The sequence below is a fragment of the Streptomyces sp. AC602_WCS936 genome, from assembly GCF_019049125.1.
Classification (GTDB): domain Bacteria; phylum Actinomycetota; class Actinomycetes; order Streptomycetales; family Streptomycetaceae; genus Streptomyces.
Genome location: NZ_JAGMUF010000112.1, coordinates 50,129 through 64,571 on the forward strand (window position 1 = coordinate 50,129; position 14,443 = coordinate 64,571).

Here is a 14,443-nt window from a genome sequence, read left to right on the forward strand (position 1 = left end):
GATATCTTGATGTCGAGCAATGTTGCAGACGTGGAGCGGAGCACCCGGTGACTGACTCGACCATCATCTACACACACACTGACGAGGCCCCGGCCCTGGCGACGTATTCGTTCCTGCCGGTGATCCGGGCGTACGCCTCGCCGGCGGGTGTCGCCGTCGAGACCCGCGACATCTCGCTGGCCGGCCGGATCATCGCCGTGTTCCCGGAGTACCTGACCGAGGACCAGCGCATCCCGGACGCCCTCGCGGAGCTCGGCGAGCTGGCCAAGACCCCGGCCGCCAACATCATCAAGCTGCCGAACATCTCGGCCTCCATCCCGCAGCTCAAGGCCGCCGTCGCCGAGCTGCAGGGCCAGGGCTACGCCCTGCCGGACTACCCGGACGACCCGAAGACCGACGAGGAGCGCGACATCCGCGCCCGCTACGACAAGGTCAAGGGCTCCGCCGTCAACCCGGTCCTGCGCGAGGGCAACTCCGACCGCCGCGCCCCGGCCTCGGTGAAGAACTACGCCAAGAACCACCCGCACCGCATGGGCGCCTGGACCGGCGACTCCAAGACCGACGTCGCCACCATGGGTGAGAACGACTTCCGCTCCACCGAGAAGTCCGTGGTGATCGCCGAGGACGGCGCGCTGCGGATCGAGCTGGTCGGCGACGACGGCACCACCACGGTGCTGCGCGAGTCCGTCCCGGTGAAGAAGGACGAGGTCGTCGACGCCTCCGTGCTGCGCGTCGCCGCGCTGCGCGAGTTCCTGACCGCGCAGGTCGCCCGCGCCAAGGCAGAGGGCATCCTGTACTCGGTGCACCTGAAGGCCACGATGATGAAGGTCTCCGACCCGATCATCTTCGGCCACGTGGTACGCGCCTTCTTCCCGAAGACCTTCGCGAAGTACGGCGAGGCGCTCGCCGCGGCCGGCCTGACCCCGAACGACGGTCTGGGCGGCATCTACAAGGGCCTGGAGTCGCTGCCCGAGGGCGCCGAGATCAAGGCCTCCTTCGACGCAGAGCTCGCCGAGGGCCCGGAGCTGGCGATGGTCGACTCCGACAAGGGCATCAGCAACCTGCACGTGCCCTCGGACGTCATCATCGACGCCTCCATGCCGGCCATGATCCGCACCTCCGGCCACATGTGGGGCCCGGACGGCCAGGAGCACGACGCCCTCGCGGTCATCCCGGACTCCTCCTACGCCGGCGTGTACCAGGCCGTCATCGACGACTGCCGCGCCAACGGCGCCTACGACCCGTCCACGATGGGCTCGGTCCCGAACGTCGGCCTCATGGCGCAGAAGGCCGAGGAGTACGGCAGCCACGACAAGACCTTCGAGATCCCCACCACGGGCACGGTCCGCCTGGTCGACGCGGCCGGCAACGCCGTCCTGGAGCAGACGGTCTCCGCGGGTGACATCTTCCGCGCCTGCCAGACCAAGGACGACCCGATCCGCGACTGGGTCAAGCTGGCCGTCACCCGCGCCCGCGCCACCGGCGACCCGGCGGTCTTCTGGCTGGACGAGGGCCGCGCCCACGACGCCAACCTGATCGCCAAGGTCAAGGCGTACCTGCCGGAGCACGACACCGAGGGCCTGGACATCCGTATCCTGTCCCCCGTCGAGGCGACCAAGCTGTCGGTCGAGCGCATCCGCCGCGGCGAGAACACCATCTCCGTCACCGGCAACGTGCTGCGCGACTACCTGACCGACCTCTTCCCGATCCTGGAGCTGGGCACCAGCGCCAAGATGCTGTCGGTCGTCCCGCTGATGGCGGGCGGCGGCCTGTTCGAGACCGGCGCCGGCGGCTCCGCGCCCAAGCACGTGCAGCAGCTGGTCAAGGAGGACTACCTGCGCTGGGACTCCCTCGGCGAGTTCTTCGCCCTGGTGCCGTCCCTGGAGCAGTACGCGGCGGCCACCGGCAACACCAAGGCCAAGGTCCTCGCCGACACCCTCGACCGCGCCACGGCGACCTTCCTCAACGAGGACAAGTCCCCGACCCGTCGCGTCGGCGGCATCGACAACCGCGGCAGCCACTTCTACCTGTCCCTGTACTGGGCGCAGGAGCTGGCCAAGCAGACCGACGACGCGGACCTGGCCAAGGCCTTCGCCCCGCTCGCCGAGAAGCTGACCGCCGACGAGCAGCGAATCGTCGACGAGCTGAACGCCGTCCAGGGCAAGCCCGCCGAGATCGGCGGCTACTACCAGCCCGACCCGGCCAAGGCCGCCGAGGTCATGCGCCCGTCGGCCACCTGGAACGAGGCGCTGGCGTCCCTCGCCTGATCCTCACCGGGCCCGCGAAGGTCCGTTTGTGACACCCCGTCTCCGTCCGTCGGAGGCGGGGTGTCCGTCTGTCCCACCCCTACGACCGTACGGAGCAACCCCGTGACCGACGCCCCGGCGTCCTTCGAGCTCGTCCCCGGCGCCCCCGCCTCCCCCGTGATCCTCCACGTGCCGCACTCCTCCCGGCACGTCCCCGCCGACGTCCGCCCCGGCATCGTGCTGGACGACGCGGCCCTGGAACGGGAGCTGGACCACATCACCGACTCGCACACCGCTCAGATCGCCGAGGCGGCGGCCGACCTGGCCGGCCTCACTCCCTGGCGGTTCGTCAACCGGGCCTCGCGGCTGGTCGTCGACCCGGAGCGGTTCCCGGACGAGCGGGAGGAGATGACGGCCGTCGGGATGGGCGCGGTCTACACCCGGACCAGCCACCGCGAGGTCCTGCGGCCCGACGGCACCGCCCCCGAGCCGCTGATCGAACGGTACTTCCGGCCGTACGCGCGGGCGATGACCGAGGCGGTCGCGGACCGGCTCGCCGCCACCGGCCGGGCGGTGATCATCGACGTGCACTCCTACCCCACCGAGCCGCTGCCCTACGAGCTGCACGGCGAGGGCCCGCGCCCGCCGGTCTGCCTGGGCACGGACGGCTTCCACACGTCGCCTCAGCTGCTGGCCGCGGCCCGGGAGGCGTTCGCGCCGTGCGGGGAGACCGGGCTGGACAGCCCGTTCAGCGGGACGTACGTGCCGCTGGACTTCTACGGGAAGCGGGCCGAGGTCGGCGCGCTGATGGTGGAGATCCGCCGGGACACCTACATGACCGAGCCGGGCGGACCGGCCGGCCCCGGGCTGACCCGCCTCGCCGCGTCGCTGGCGGAGCTCGTCGACGCCGTGTCCGCCTGACCGGTCACCTCCGGGGCCCGCACGCCCACCGGCTGGAGCACTCCCGCGCGACAGCCGCCGGGCGCGCGGCGAGGGTGGGTGCATGACGCAGGAGACCACCACGCTGACCGGCCAGTCCCCGCCCCCGGTACGGGACTGGCCCGCCCTCGACCTGGACGGACCGGAGTTCGACCCCGTCCTCGCCGATCTGATGCGCGAGGGGCCGCTGACCCGCGTACGGCTGCCGCACGGTGAGGGCTGGGCGTGGCTGGCCACCCGCTACGAGGACGTGAAGGCCATCACCAACGATCCGCGCTTCTCACGCGCGGAGGTGACGAAGCGCCAGATCACGCGGCTCGCCCCGCACTTCAAGCCGCGCCCCGGCTCGCTCGCCTTCGCCGACCAGCCCGACCACAACCGGCTGCGGCGCGCGGTCGCCGGGGCGTTCACCGTGGGCCGGGCGAAGGCGCTGCGGCCGCGGGCGCAGGAGATCCTCGACGGCCTCGTGGACGGGGTCGTACGGGACGGGCCGCCCGCGGACCTGGTCGAGCGGGTCCTGGAGCCCTTCCCGATCGCCGTCGTCAGCGAGGTGATGGGCGTACCGGACGCCGACCGGGAGCGGGTGCACTCCTGGACCCGGCAGATCATCTCCACCTCCGGCGGCGCCGAGGCCGCCGAGCGGGCCAAGCAGGGCCTGTACGGGTGGATCACCGAGACCGTGCGCGCCCGCGCGGGCAGCACCGGCGACGACGTGTACTCGATGCTGGGTGCCGCGGTGGGCCGGGGCGAGGTCGGTGAGGCGGAGGCGGTCGGCCTGGCCGGACCGCTGCAGATCGGCGGCGAGGCCGTCACGCACAACGTCGGGCAGATGCTGTACGTGCTGCTGACCAGGCCGGAGCTGCTGGCCCGGATGCGCGACGACCGCCCCGAAGTGCGGGGCGCCCTCCTGGACGAGCTGCTGCGCTGGATTCCGCACCGCACCTCGGTGGGGCTCGCCCGCATCGCCCTGGAGGACGTGGACGTGCACGGGGTGCGCATCGGCGCCGGTGACCCCGTGTACGTGTCCTACCTGGCCGCCAACCGGGACCCGGAGGTCTTCCCCGACCCGGACCGGATCGACCCCGACCGCGCCCCCAACCCGCACCTGTCCTTCGGCAACGGGCACCACTACTGCACGGGTGCCGTGCTCGCCCGGATGCAGACCGAGTTGCTGGTCGACACGTTGCTGGCGCGGCTGCCCGGGCTGCGGCTCGCGGTCCATGCCGAGCAGGTGGAGTGGCGCCGCAAGACCATGATCCGCGGGCCGCGCACCCTGCCCTGCGCCTGGTGAGCAGGACGGTCTCAGGCGCGCAGCCACTCCGTGACGACCACGTCCGAGCCGGTCCGCAGCCGCAGCGCGAACGGGCCGGTGGGCGGGGCCTCGCCGGTGAAGCGGCCCAGGTCGTCCGCCGTCAGCAGGGCGTGGGCCCGCGGACCGCTCAGTACCTCGACGTCGGCCGGCCCCGGCGGCAGCAGCTGGCCGATCAGGCCGTCCTCCGTCACCTCGACGTCGACGGTCACGTCGTCCGCGCGAAAGGTGAGCATCCGGGGCGGGTCCGTCGCTCCCCTGACCGGGAGGGCGTCGACCAGTGAGTCGAAGGTCAGCTCGGCCACGCGGGCGTCCAGGTCGTGCAGCGCGAACGCGTCGACGGCGATCCGCCGCAGCTCGGCCGGGACCGGGTCAAGGATCGCGGCGGCCTGCCGCAGCTCCTCCTCCAGGAGACCCGTGCCGAGTTCGTCGTCCCCGAAGACCTCGTCGTGCGTGTCGCTCATGTCGTAGTCCCCCGTGCCTCTAGCCGGGCCCGCAGCCGGCGCAGACAGCGCTGGCGCATCGGCCCGATGCTGCCCACCGCGATTCCCAGCGCGGCGGACACCTCCTGGTAACTGGGCGGTGGCGAGGAGATCAGTACCCGCAGCAACTGGCGGCACCGCTCGCCCAGTTCCTCGAACTCCTGCCACAGCCGACGCACGCGCTCGGTCTGCGCGGCGGCCTCCTCGGAGTCGAGCACCGACTCCTCGGGCGTACGGTCCTCGCTCGGCCGGTCGAGCAGCTGCGGGTCGTCGGTCGGTGTCCACCGCTTCGACGCCTTCAGCAGTTTCAGGCACTCGTGCCGTGCCGTGCTCGCCAGCCAGGAACCGGTCTTCTCCGGTTCGCGGATCCGCCCGAGGTGCTGGGCGAACCGGAACCAGGCGGTCTGGTACACCTCGTGCGCGTCGGCGTCGGACAGCCCGTGCGAGCGCGCGACGGACCACACCAGCGGGCCCAGCCCGTCCACCAACGACTTCCAGGCGGCCGCGTCCCCGTCGGCGGCCAACTGGACGAGCACCCCGACATCTGCACGGTCCACGGTCCCACCCCTCGTGTACGACAGGCCATCGTACGCCGTGGAGTGGGTGGTTCCGACGGGCATCGGGCCGCTCACGCCCCGCCGGCCGGCACCTCGACGGTGACCGGATGCCAGGTGGGCGGCAGCAGCGCCGGCACGTGCGCCCCGCGCACCTCCGCGTACTCGGTGTTGGCGGCGAGCAGCTGCTTGCGCGCCTCACGCGGGTCCCGTTCCTTGGTCGCCGTCATGTGCGAGGCGACCAGGCCCGCGACGACGGGGGTGGCGAAGGAGGTGCCGCTCCACTGCGCGTGCCCCTCGAACATCACCTGGTCCGGCTTGGCGGGTGCCTCGCCGGGCTCGCTGAGGACGCCGTTGTGCCGGGGGTACTGGCAGGTGCAGGCGTAGCCGAAGCCGTACCGGCAGGTGTCGTAGGTGGAGTGCTGGTAGACGTACGGCACGGGCGACCCGAACCCGGTGAGGGCGCTGGTGAGGCGCTCGCCGGGGGCGTAGGCCTTGACCCAGCCGCCGTGGTTGCTGAAGCAGGCGCCGAACTCGCCGTCGCCGCGCAGCGCGCCGACCGACAGCACCGAGCTCTCCCAGCCGGGGAGTTCGGCGTAGGCGGCGGGCCAGAAGGGGGTGGCGCTGCCGTTGTTGCCGGCGGCGGCGACCAGCAGGGTGCGCTGGTCGCGCAGCTCCTCCATGAAGGCGTGCACGCCGAGCAGGCCGTCGGTGCGGCCGTTGGAGGTGCCGGCGGAGAGGCTGAGGATCTCGGGCCAGCCGCTGCGGTCCACGGCCTCGAAGAGCTTCTCGCCGAGTTCGGACTCCAGGATGGCGCCCGCGTCGTTGAGGGTGTTGCGGACGGTCACGTGGGTGTTGGGGGCGACGGCGGCGACGAGTCCGGCGATGAAGGTGCCGTGGCCGACGTACTGCTGGAGGACGCCGTCCTCGTCGCACTCCTTGATCTGGGCGTCGCCGTCGGTGCGGGCGAGCAGCGGGTAGGCGCGGTAGTCGTGCATGAGCCCGGTGTCGATGACGAGGACGCCGACGGCGGTCCCCGCGTCGTACGGCGTGCCGGCGGCGGCCGGGTTCGGCGGCTCGCTGATCGGGACGGGCACGGGTTCGTCGCCGGGGCAGGCGTTGACGGCGATGGAGACGACGTGGTTGCGGCTGATCAGTCGGCGGCCCGCGCGGCCCTCCACGGTCCGCAGGGAGCGCAGGGCGTGGGCGACGTCGGGGTCGCCGCCGCCGTCGCCCGCGCCCGGGTCGCCGACCTGGATGCGGGTGATGCCGGTGCGGTTGGCCTCGGGGCTCGCCCGGCGCACGTGGTCCGGGGTCAGGCCCGCCATCGTGGTGAAGTGGTCGCGCACGGTGTCCTCGACGAGGCGGGCCTCCTCGCCGTCCCGGGCGAGGACGACGCCCTTCTCGTAGAGGAACTCGGCGGAGTCGTCCGGCCCCATCACCAGCGGGACGTCCGGCATCGAGCGCTGGATCTGGTCGAACTGCTCACGGAATCGCTGTGGTGCCATGGCATGTCCTCCACTGGGGCGGCGGTGTGACGGCGTTCGTGGCCACTGTGGTGGCGACAGTCGTCAATCAGAGTCCGAGGGTGGCCGATTGATACAGACTCGAACCTGTGGGGTGTGGTTCCGGACCACTACCATCCGTGGGGTGACGGCGGGAAACGACTCGGTCCTCCAACTGCTGCCGATGGTGTTCGCGGCCCCGGGCGAGGCGCTGGCCCGTGCGGAGGAGCTGCTCGGGGCCGATCCCTCACCGCTGCACGCCTCGGTCGCCCATCAGGTGATCGGCATCTGGCAGCGGGACTTCGGCGACACCCGGCGGGCGCTGGCCCATCTGCGACGCGCCCGCGAGCTCGCGGCCCGCGCGGACTCGGCGGAGCGGGAGGCGGACGTACTGGCCACGCTCGGGGTGGCCCTGGTGCACGCCGGCCGCACGCGGGACGGCCTGGCGGCGTTCGAGCGGGGCGTGGCGCGCGGCACCGGGCACACCAGGGCGCGGGTGCTGTACCGGCGGGCGTACGTCTGGTGGGTGCTGGGGCGGCACGGCGAGGCGCTGGAGGACGTACGGCGGGCGGTGCCGGTGCTGCGGCAGGCCGACGACGTGATCTGGACGGCGCGGGCGCTGACCCTGCGGGCGACCGTGCACCTGGCGCTCGGCGCGGTGGACCGGGCGGACGCCGACTTCACGGCGGCGGAGGCCCTGTGGGACACCACCGGCCAGGAGCACGACAAGGCCGACGCGGTGGAGAGCCGGGGGCTGGCGGCGTTCCGGTCGGGTGACGTGCCGGCGGCGCTGAGGCTGCTGGACGAGGCGGAGGAGCGGTACGGGAAGCTCGGCACGCCGACGTTCATGCTGACCATCCGGCGCTGCGAGGTGCTGATGGCGGCGGGGCTGGCCACGGAGGCGCTGGCCGAGGCGGACGGGGCGATCGCGGCGCTGGACGGGATCGGCGGGCAGTCCACCCGCAAGGCGGAGCTGCTGCTGGTGGCCGCGCGGGCGGCCCGGCTGGCGGGCGACGCGCAGACCTCGCTGGCGCGCGCGGCCCTCTCGGTGCGGCTGTTCGCCGGACAGCGGCGCACCTGGTACGAGACGCACGCCCGGCTGGTGCTGCTGGAGGCGCGGGTCGCGACGGGGCGCGCCTCGGGCCGACTGGTGGCGGACGCGGCGGCGGTGGCGGAACGGCTGGCCGCCTTCGGGGCGCCGGCCGCGCCGGAGGCGTCGCTGCTGGCGGGCCGGATCGCGCTGGAGCTGGGCTGGACGGCGGACGCGGAGCAACACCTGGCGGTCGCCGCGCGCAGCCGGCACGGCGGGCCGCCGCTCGCGCGGATGACGGGCTGGGCGGCGCAGGCGCTGCGCGCGCGGGCGGCGGGGTCGACACGTGGGGTGCTGGAGGCCTGCCGAAGGGGTCTGGACGTCCTCGACGACCACCGGATGACGCTCGGGGCCTCGGAGTTGCGGGCGCGGGCCACGGCGCAGGGCGCGGAGCTGGCGGCGCTGGCACAGCGGGCGAGCCTCGTGTCGGGCGGGCCGCGGCGGCTGCTGGTGTGGAGTGAGCGGTGGCGGGCGACGGTGCTGTCGGCGCCGCCGACCCGGCCGCCGGCCGATCCGGTGCTGCTGAGCACCATGACGGCCTTCCGGGAACTGGCCGCCCGCGCGGACGAGGCCCGCACGGACGGCGGCCGTCCCGCCCCCGCCCTGGAACGCGAACAGCGGCGCCTGGAGCGGGAGATCCGCTCCCGCACCCTGCACATGCGGGGCGAGGGGCCCGGCGACGGCGACCGGTTCGACGTCGGGCGCCTGCTGGACCGGCTCGGTGACGACCTGCTTCTGGTGGAGCTGGCCGTGCTCGACGGGCGCGTGCACGTGCTGCTGTGCGGGCAGGGGCGGGTGCGGCGGTTCGAGGCCGGGCTGCTGGCCGAGGCGGAGCGGGAGGCCGAGCACGTACAGGCCGGTCTGCGTCGGCTGGCGCACCCCGGTGGCGAAGCCCGGCTGCCCCTGGTGGAGGCGGCGGGCGCCCGCCTCCAGGAACTCCTCCTCGGCCCCGCCGCGGCCCACCTCGGAGGCGGCCCGGTCGTCGTGGTCCCGCCGGGCCGGCTGCACCGCGTGCCGTGGGCGCTGCTGCCCGCGCTGCGCGAACGGGTCCTGAGCGTCTCGCCGTCGGCGAGCAGCTGGCTGCGCGCGAAGGAGACCGCCCCGCCGCCCGGCGGCCGCCAGGTCCTGGTCCGCGGTCCGGGGCTGGCCAGCGGCGGCGCCGAGGTCCCGGAACTCGCCGACCGGTACGGGGCGGTTCCGCGGACGCGGGAGAGCGGCGGGGCGGGTGCGGGCCCTGCCATGGACGTGCCGGACGTCCCGGTCGCAGCGCGCGCGGACGAGGTCCGGGCCGCCGTCGGACGCCCGGCGCCGGAGAGCACGGCGCGGACGCGTCTGCCCGCCGACCGAGCCCCGGACGCGGGCCCGGCGAACGGCCACGGCACAAGCGCGACCGGACCGGACGACGGGTACGGCCCCCCGGCCGAGCCGCGCACCGACGGCCGGCCCACCGTGCTGGAGGGAGACGAGGCGCGCGTGCCCCGGGTGTTGCGGGAGCTGGACGGGGCGGCGTTGGCGCACATCGCCGCGCACGGGACGTTCCGGGCGGACAGCCCCCTGTTCTCTTCGCTGCGGATGGCGGACGGGCCGCTCATCGTGCACGACTTCGAGCGGCTGGACCGCAGCCCGTACCGGATCATCCTCTCCTGCTGCGACACGGCCCGCTTCGCCTCGGTCGGCGCGGACGAGCTGCTCGGACTGGTCACCGCGCTGCTGCCGCTGGGCACGGCCGGGGTGGTGGCGTGCAGCGCGCCGGTCAACGACGCCGCGGTGGTGCCGTTGATGCTCGCGCTGCACAAGGGCCTGGACGCCGGACTGTCCCTGGCGGAGGCGCTGCGCGACGCGCGGGCGGCCCTGCCGGACGACGCGGTGCACCGGGCGACGGGGTGGGCGTTCTCCGCGTTCGGGGCGGCCTGACATACCGGGACCGTGATGCGCCGGGGCACGGCCCGACATCGTTGCCTGTCCCGGCGAGCGCTCAAGCAGCCACGGCGGGTGTCACGCCGGCTGGGGCTCGGGCAGTTCCATCAGCCAGGGCAGGGCGCCGCGGTCGCCGGCGCCGAGGCGGGTGTAGGCGCCGTAGAGGTGGTTGCCGACGGTGCGGACGGAGAGGGTGAGTCGCTCCGCGATCTGCCGGTTGCTCAGGCCGGCGGCGGCGAGGGTGACGATCTGGCGCTGGCGGGCGGTGAGTTCGCCCAGCGCGAGTCCGGACAGCGCCGGGGTGCGGGCGCCCTCGCAGCGCCGGGCGAGGGCGGCGGCGCGAGTGCGGGCGGTGCGGGCGGCGCTCGGGTCGCGGTGGGCGCGTACCGCCTGGGCGTGCGCCTCGGCCGCGAAGAGCAGGAAGCCGCGCCGTTCCAACTGCCCGGCCACCTCGTCCAGTGCCGGTCCGTCGCTCCGCGCGAGGGCGTCGGCGTGCGCGGCGAAGACGCCGGTCAGCCGGCCGGCCGCCCGCTCGGGTGCGCCCAGCCGGACGGCGTCGTACGGGTCGCCCCCCTCGGCGGCCGACCTGACCGCCTCGTCGAGGTCGCCGTGTGCGGCGGCGACCCAGGTGGCGACCGCCCCGGCGTGCTCAGCCCGCTCTCCGTCCCCTGCCGCCGCGTCGCCCGACTGGGCGTTGGCCAGCGTGAGTTCGTCGCGGCAGGGCCCGTCGTCCGGGTCGGTCCGCAGGCCCTCGCGAGCCCATGCCGCCGCCTCGGACAGCCGTCCGCGCAGGCGGGCGAACCGGGCGCGCAGTGCCGCGTACCGGGCCGGCAGCGGCACGCCCTCGGCCACCAGCCACTCCCCCACCGGCGCCGCGGGCTCCCGTACGTCCAGCTGCTCGATGCGGTGGGCCAGGGCCGCCCGCTCCGCCGCCAGGGCGGCCTCGTACCGCTCGGGCCCGCGGGCCAGGCGCCGGGCCCGCAGCCGGCCCGCGGCGGCGCGCAGCACCGGCCCGTGCAGGGGGTGGGCGAGCCGGGTGGCGCCCCGGTCGTCGACGGCGACCAGGCCCTCGGCCTCCAGACGCTCCAGGACGCGCACGTCGAAGACGTCCAGGTCGAGGGGCAGCGGTTCCGCGAAGGCGAGGCGGTCGAGCGTTTCGCGCTCCTCGGGGCACCCCCGGTCCAGCACGTGGGCGGTGCGTTCCCGGACGGCCGCGGTGACCGGCACGGGCCCCCGCCAGGCCCACAGGTCCGTGTCCGGGACCGGCGTGAGCAGGTTCCGCTCGCGCACCGCGGTCAGCAGCTCGCGCAGCAGTCGCAGGTCGCCGCGGCACAGGCGGTGCAACCGGTCCGCGGTGAGCGGGTCGAGGGCGACGCCCGCGCCGGCCGTGAGCAGTTCGGCGGTGTCCTCGCGGGGCAGCGGCCGAAGTGTGAGGCGCGGCAGCAGTTCCCCGGACCACAGCCGGGACACCGCGCCCGGCACGGGCACGCCCTCCGTGGCGGCGACCAGGAGCCGGGTGCGGCCGTGCACGGCGAGCTGGTGCACCAGGGCGGCGGAGGCGTCGTCGAGCAGGTGGGCGTCGTCGACCAGCAGCAGCCGTACGCCGGACAGGAGCTGTACCGCGCGGTGCAGGGTGACGGTCCCGGGCAGCAGGTGGGCGAAGGGGGCGAAGGGGATGTGCCGGGTCTCGGGCGTCCCGGCGGCCCTGGCGCAGTCCGTGCCGCGGACCGCCTCGGTCACGAGCCGGGTCCTGCCGCAGCCGGCCGGGCCGGTCACCACGATGCCGCCGCCCTTGCCGGCCACCGACCGGCGCACCAGCTCCAGTTCGTCCGCCCGCCCGGTGAACGGCCAGGGCGTCCGAAGTGTCCTCACGTCCCGCTCAGAAGTCGTCACGGCAATAGGAGTCCGCGTACTCAGCCCTGATACAGGGCGACTTGAGTACCCCCCGACTCAGGCGCCCGCACCCGCCCGGACGGCATTCTGGGGGCCATGACCGCACGCTACTGCTCGCTCGCGCGGCAGCCGGCTCCCGTGCTCGCACCGGGACTGGCCGCCGAGCGCGTCGCCGCGCTCGTCGGCGGGCAGCGGATGTGGGTCAACGGCACGGTGCTGCACTACTGCTTCCTCGGCGGGGACACGGACTCCTCCGTCGTGCCCATGCCGGGCACCGGGCGCCCGGCGCGGGGGGCGTGGGCGGGGACCGAGGAGCAGCGGGAAGTGGTCCGCGACTGCTTCCAGGAGTGGCAGGACCTCGGTGTCGGGCTCGTCCTCACCGAGGTCGGCGACCGCTCGGAGGCCGAGCTGCGCATCGGCTTCCAGCCCGGCGACGGCTCGTGGTCGGCGGTGGGCAGGGACGCGCTCGGGGTCGGCCTGAACGACCGTACGATGAACTTCGGCTGGGACCTGACCGCACCCGGGGAGCGCGCCACCGCCCTGCACCAGATCGGGCACGCGCTCGGAATGCTGCACGAGCACCAGAGCCCGTACTCCGGCATCCTCTGGGACGACGAGGCCGTCTACGCGGAGCTGGCGGGCCCGCCGAACCACTGGAGCCGGGAGCGGACGTTCCACAACATCCTGCGCAAGCTCGACGGCGACGAGGCCAACGGCCCGGTCTGGGACCCTCAGTCGATCATGGAGTATCCCTTCCCGTCGGGGCTGATACTGGAGCCGGAGCACTACCGTTCGGGCCTGCACCCGCCCGGTACCCTCTCGGCCGCCGACAAGGAGTTCGCCCTGCGCTGGTACCCGCCCTCCGGCCGGCCGGGCCCGCTGGTGCCGTTCCGTTCGGTGCCGCTGGGGCTCGGGCCGGGCGAGCAGGCCGACTTCCGCCTGGACCCGCCGGAGACCCGCGAGTACACCGTGGGCACCTTCGGTGACAGCGACGCCGTCGTCGTGATCTTCGAGGTGCGGGACGGAAAGCCCCGCTACCTCGCCGGACACGACGACGGGGGAACACCCCGCAACGCCACGATCAGGGCCCGTTTCGTCAAGGGCCGCCGCTATGTCGTCCGGGTGCGCCTGTACTCCTCGTGGGGTGCGGGCGAGACGGCGGTCATGTGCTGGTGACCGCACGGCTCCGAGACACCCGGGCGCCGCGGCCGCAGTCCGGCGCCGGGGGCGGCTGAGGACGTCACCTTCGGGGGACGGTGTCACTCGAAGACACTCGGGTGACGTTCCCAGCCCGCCGGGCCCGCTTCTTCGGGGGAGGAAGCGGGCCCGGCTCTTTCCGGAACCGCCGGGCTATCCGGGCGTGATCACCACGGTGACCGTCCGGTTCTTCGCGGGTTCCGCGTACGGTGCCTCGCGCTGGTCCGCGCTGACGGTGGTGAAGTCGGTGAGGGGCCTGCCGGTGGCGGCGCTGAGCTCGCGGGCCGCGATGAGGGCGCGCCATAGGGCGACGACGGATCCGCCGCTGGTCGGGGCGCCGGGGACGGTGGCCGCGTGGCCGTGGATCTCGACGTGCGGCCGGCGTCCGGCCAGTCGTTCGCCGAGGACGGCGAGCCGGCCGGCGCCAGCCGGGGTGAGCTCGGCGCCCCGGGAGAACAGTCCTTCGGCGAAGACGACCTCCACGGAATCCCCGTGGACCTGTGGCCGTATGCCCGGTGCCCGCAGCGCGCGGGCCAGTGCCTCGGCCGCTTCCGCCCGGCGGGTCGCCGCACGGTCCCGGTCCCTCGCCTGTTCCGCCCGGCGTTCGGCGGCGAGCTGCCGGGCCCGTTGTTCGACCAGGTCGGCCTGGGAGGGGTCGGGGCGCTCCGGCCGTCCGCCGCCGCCGTCCGCGAGGACGACGGTGCCGGCCGTCACCGCGGCCACCGCGCAGACCGCGGCGGCCAGGGCGGTGGCGGCCCGGTGCCGGGCGAGCGCTGTCCTCGGGCCGCGGCCGCCGAGTCGGTCGATCCTCGCCAGCCCGGCGGTCGCGGCGGCGTCCCCCGGGTCGAGTTCCAGGACCCTTCGCCAGTGGGCGGCGGCCTGCTCCGGCTCGCCGCGCTGGGCGTGCACCCGGGCGAGCAGGTCGAGTACGTCCCGGTGGTCCGCGACGACGGCACCGCCCGGGTCCGGCGCCGGCTGTCCGGGCCGGTCGTCCTCACCGGTGCGCGCCCTCGGCCCCGCCCCCGCGGTGTCGGCATCGCGCAGCAGCCGCAGGGCACCGTCCAGGTCGCCGGAGCGGGCCGCTGTCCGGGCCCGCGAGACGAGCAGGGCAATCCGGAGCGTGTGGGCGGGGGACGGCGTATCCGCGGACTCGGGGCCGCCGTCCGCGGTACGGCCCGGCCCTGCGCCGCCGGCCGGGGCGGCGCCGGGTTCCGTGCGGTCCGGCCCGGTGCCGCGGGCCTCCGTGCCGCCTTGGCCCGCCGACAGGATCGCGCCGGGCGGGGGGCCCGCCGGGATTCGGGATGTGGTCAC

The 14,443-nt window shown here is 74.7% G+C and carries 10 protein-coding genes; 5 read left to right on the forward strand and 5 right to left on the reverse strand.

Features of this window, described 5'->3' with window-relative positions:
* Positions 1-47 precede the first annotated feature (47 nt).
* The 3 genes from KUM03_RS29970 (at position 48) to KUM03_RS29980 (ending at position 4,476) form a co-directional block, all read left to right on the forward strand.
* Positions 48-2,267, forward strand: coding sequence for an NADP-dependent isocitrate dehydrogenase (locus tag KUM03_RS29970; protein ID WP_217253447.1), 2,220 nt, complete (start codon positions 48-50; stop codon positions 2,265-2,267).
* Between the two features lie 102 nt (positions 2,268-2,369).
* Positions 2,370-3,167 (forward strand): N-formylglutamate amidohydrolase, encoded by a 798-nt coding sequence (locus tag KUM03_RS29975; protein ID WP_217253450.1) that lies wholly within the window; start codon positions 2,370-2,372, stop codon positions 3,165-3,167.
* A gap of 82 nt (positions 3,168-3,249) precedes the next feature.
* The gene (locus tag KUM03_RS29980; protein WP_217253452.1) at positions 3,250-4,476 is read left to right on the forward strand and encodes a cytochrome P450; all 1,227 of its coding nucleotides are present in this window, start codon (positions 3,250-3,252) and stop codon (positions 4,474-4,476) included.
* Positions 4,477-4,487: 11 nt separating this feature from the next.
* On the opposite strand, the gene KUM03_RS29985 is transcribed toward KUM03_RS29980, so the two are convergent.
* The 3 genes from KUM03_RS29985 to KUM03_RS29995 are packed head-to-tail and all read right to left on the reverse strand — an operon-like array spanning position 4,488 to position 7,038.
* Entirely contained in the window at positions 4,488-4,958 is a 471-nt protein-coding gene (locus KUM03_RS29985) for a hypothetical protein (RefSeq protein ID WP_217253455.1), read from the reverse strand.
* On the reverse strand, positions 4,955-5,596 hold the full coding sequence (locus tag KUM03_RS29990) for an RNA polymerase sigma factor (protein WP_198941395.1): 642 nt from the start codon (positions 5,594-5,596) through the stop codon (positions 4,955-4,957). Before KUM03_RS29990 ends, KUM03_RS29985 begins: the two co-directional genes overlap by 4 nt.
* A gap of 8 nt (positions 5,597-5,604) precedes the next feature.
* Positions 5,605-7,038, reverse strand: coding sequence for a S8/S53 family peptidase (locus tag KUM03_RS29995; RefSeq protein ID WP_217253457.1), 1,434 nt, complete (start codon positions 7,036-7,038; stop codon positions 5,605-5,607).
* A 181-nt stretch (positions 7,039-7,219) separates the two neighbouring features.
* On the opposite strand from KUM03_RS29995, the gene KUM03_RS30000 reads away from it, so the two are divergent.
* A complete protein-coding gene (locus KUM03_RS30000) occupies positions 7,220-10,039 on the forward strand; it encodes a CHAT domain-containing protein (RefSeq protein ID WP_254400127.1) in 2,820 nt (939 codons plus the stop codon).
* An 81-nt stretch (positions 10,040-10,120) separates the two neighbouring features.
* Here KUM03_RS30000 and KUM03_RS30005 read toward each other — a convergent pair whose 3' ends face one another.
* The gene (locus KUM03_RS30005) at positions 10,121-11,935 is read right to left on the reverse strand and encodes a LuxR family transcriptional regulator (RefSeq protein WP_217253462.1); all 1,815 of its coding nucleotides are present in this window, start codon (positions 11,933-11,935) and stop codon (positions 10,121-10,123) included.
* Positions 11,936-12,031: 96 nt separating this feature from the next.
* Here KUM03_RS30005 and KUM03_RS30010 point away from each other — a divergent pair, with 96 nt between their 5' ends.
* Entirely contained in the window at positions 12,032-13,111 is a 1,080-nt protein-coding gene (locus tag KUM03_RS30010; RefSeq protein ID WP_217253464.1) for a hypothetical protein, read from the forward strand.
* A gap of 174 nt (positions 13,112-13,285) precedes the next feature.
* Here KUM03_RS30010 and KUM03_RS30015 read toward each other — a convergent pair whose 3' ends face one another.
* Positions 13,286-14,443 (reverse strand): tetratricopeptide repeat protein, encoded by a 1,158-nt coding sequence (locus KUM03_RS30015; RefSeq protein ID WP_308406447.1) that lies wholly within the window; start codon positions 14,441-14,443, stop codon positions 13,286-13,288.

Bases quoted from the DNA above. Each gene is read 5' to 3' on its own strand.
- KUM03_RS29980 (WP_217253452.1), top strand. From the start codon at position 3,250: ATGACGCAGGAGACCACCACGCTGACCGGCCAGTCCCCGCCCCCGGTA.
- KUM03_RS29985 (WP_217253455.1), bottom strand. From the start codon at position 4,958: ATGAGCGACACGCACGACGAGGTCTTCGGGGACGACGAACTCGGCACG.
- KUM03_RS29990 (WP_198941395.1), bottom strand. From the start codon at position 5,596: ATGCCCGTCGGAACCACCCACTCCACGGCGTACGATGGCCTGTCGTAC.
- KUM03_RS29995 (WP_217253457.1), bottom strand. From the start codon at position 7,038: ATGGCACCACAGCGATTCCGTGAGCAGTTCGACCAGATCCAGCGCTCG.
- KUM03_RS30000 (WP_254400127.1), top strand. From the start codon at position 7,220: ATGGTGTTCGCGGCCCCGGGCGAGGCGCTGGCCCGTGCGGAGGAGCTG.
- KUM03_RS30010 (WP_217253464.1), top strand. From the start codon at position 12,032: ATGACCGCACGCTACTGCTCGCTCGCGCGGCAGCCGGCTCCCGTGCTC.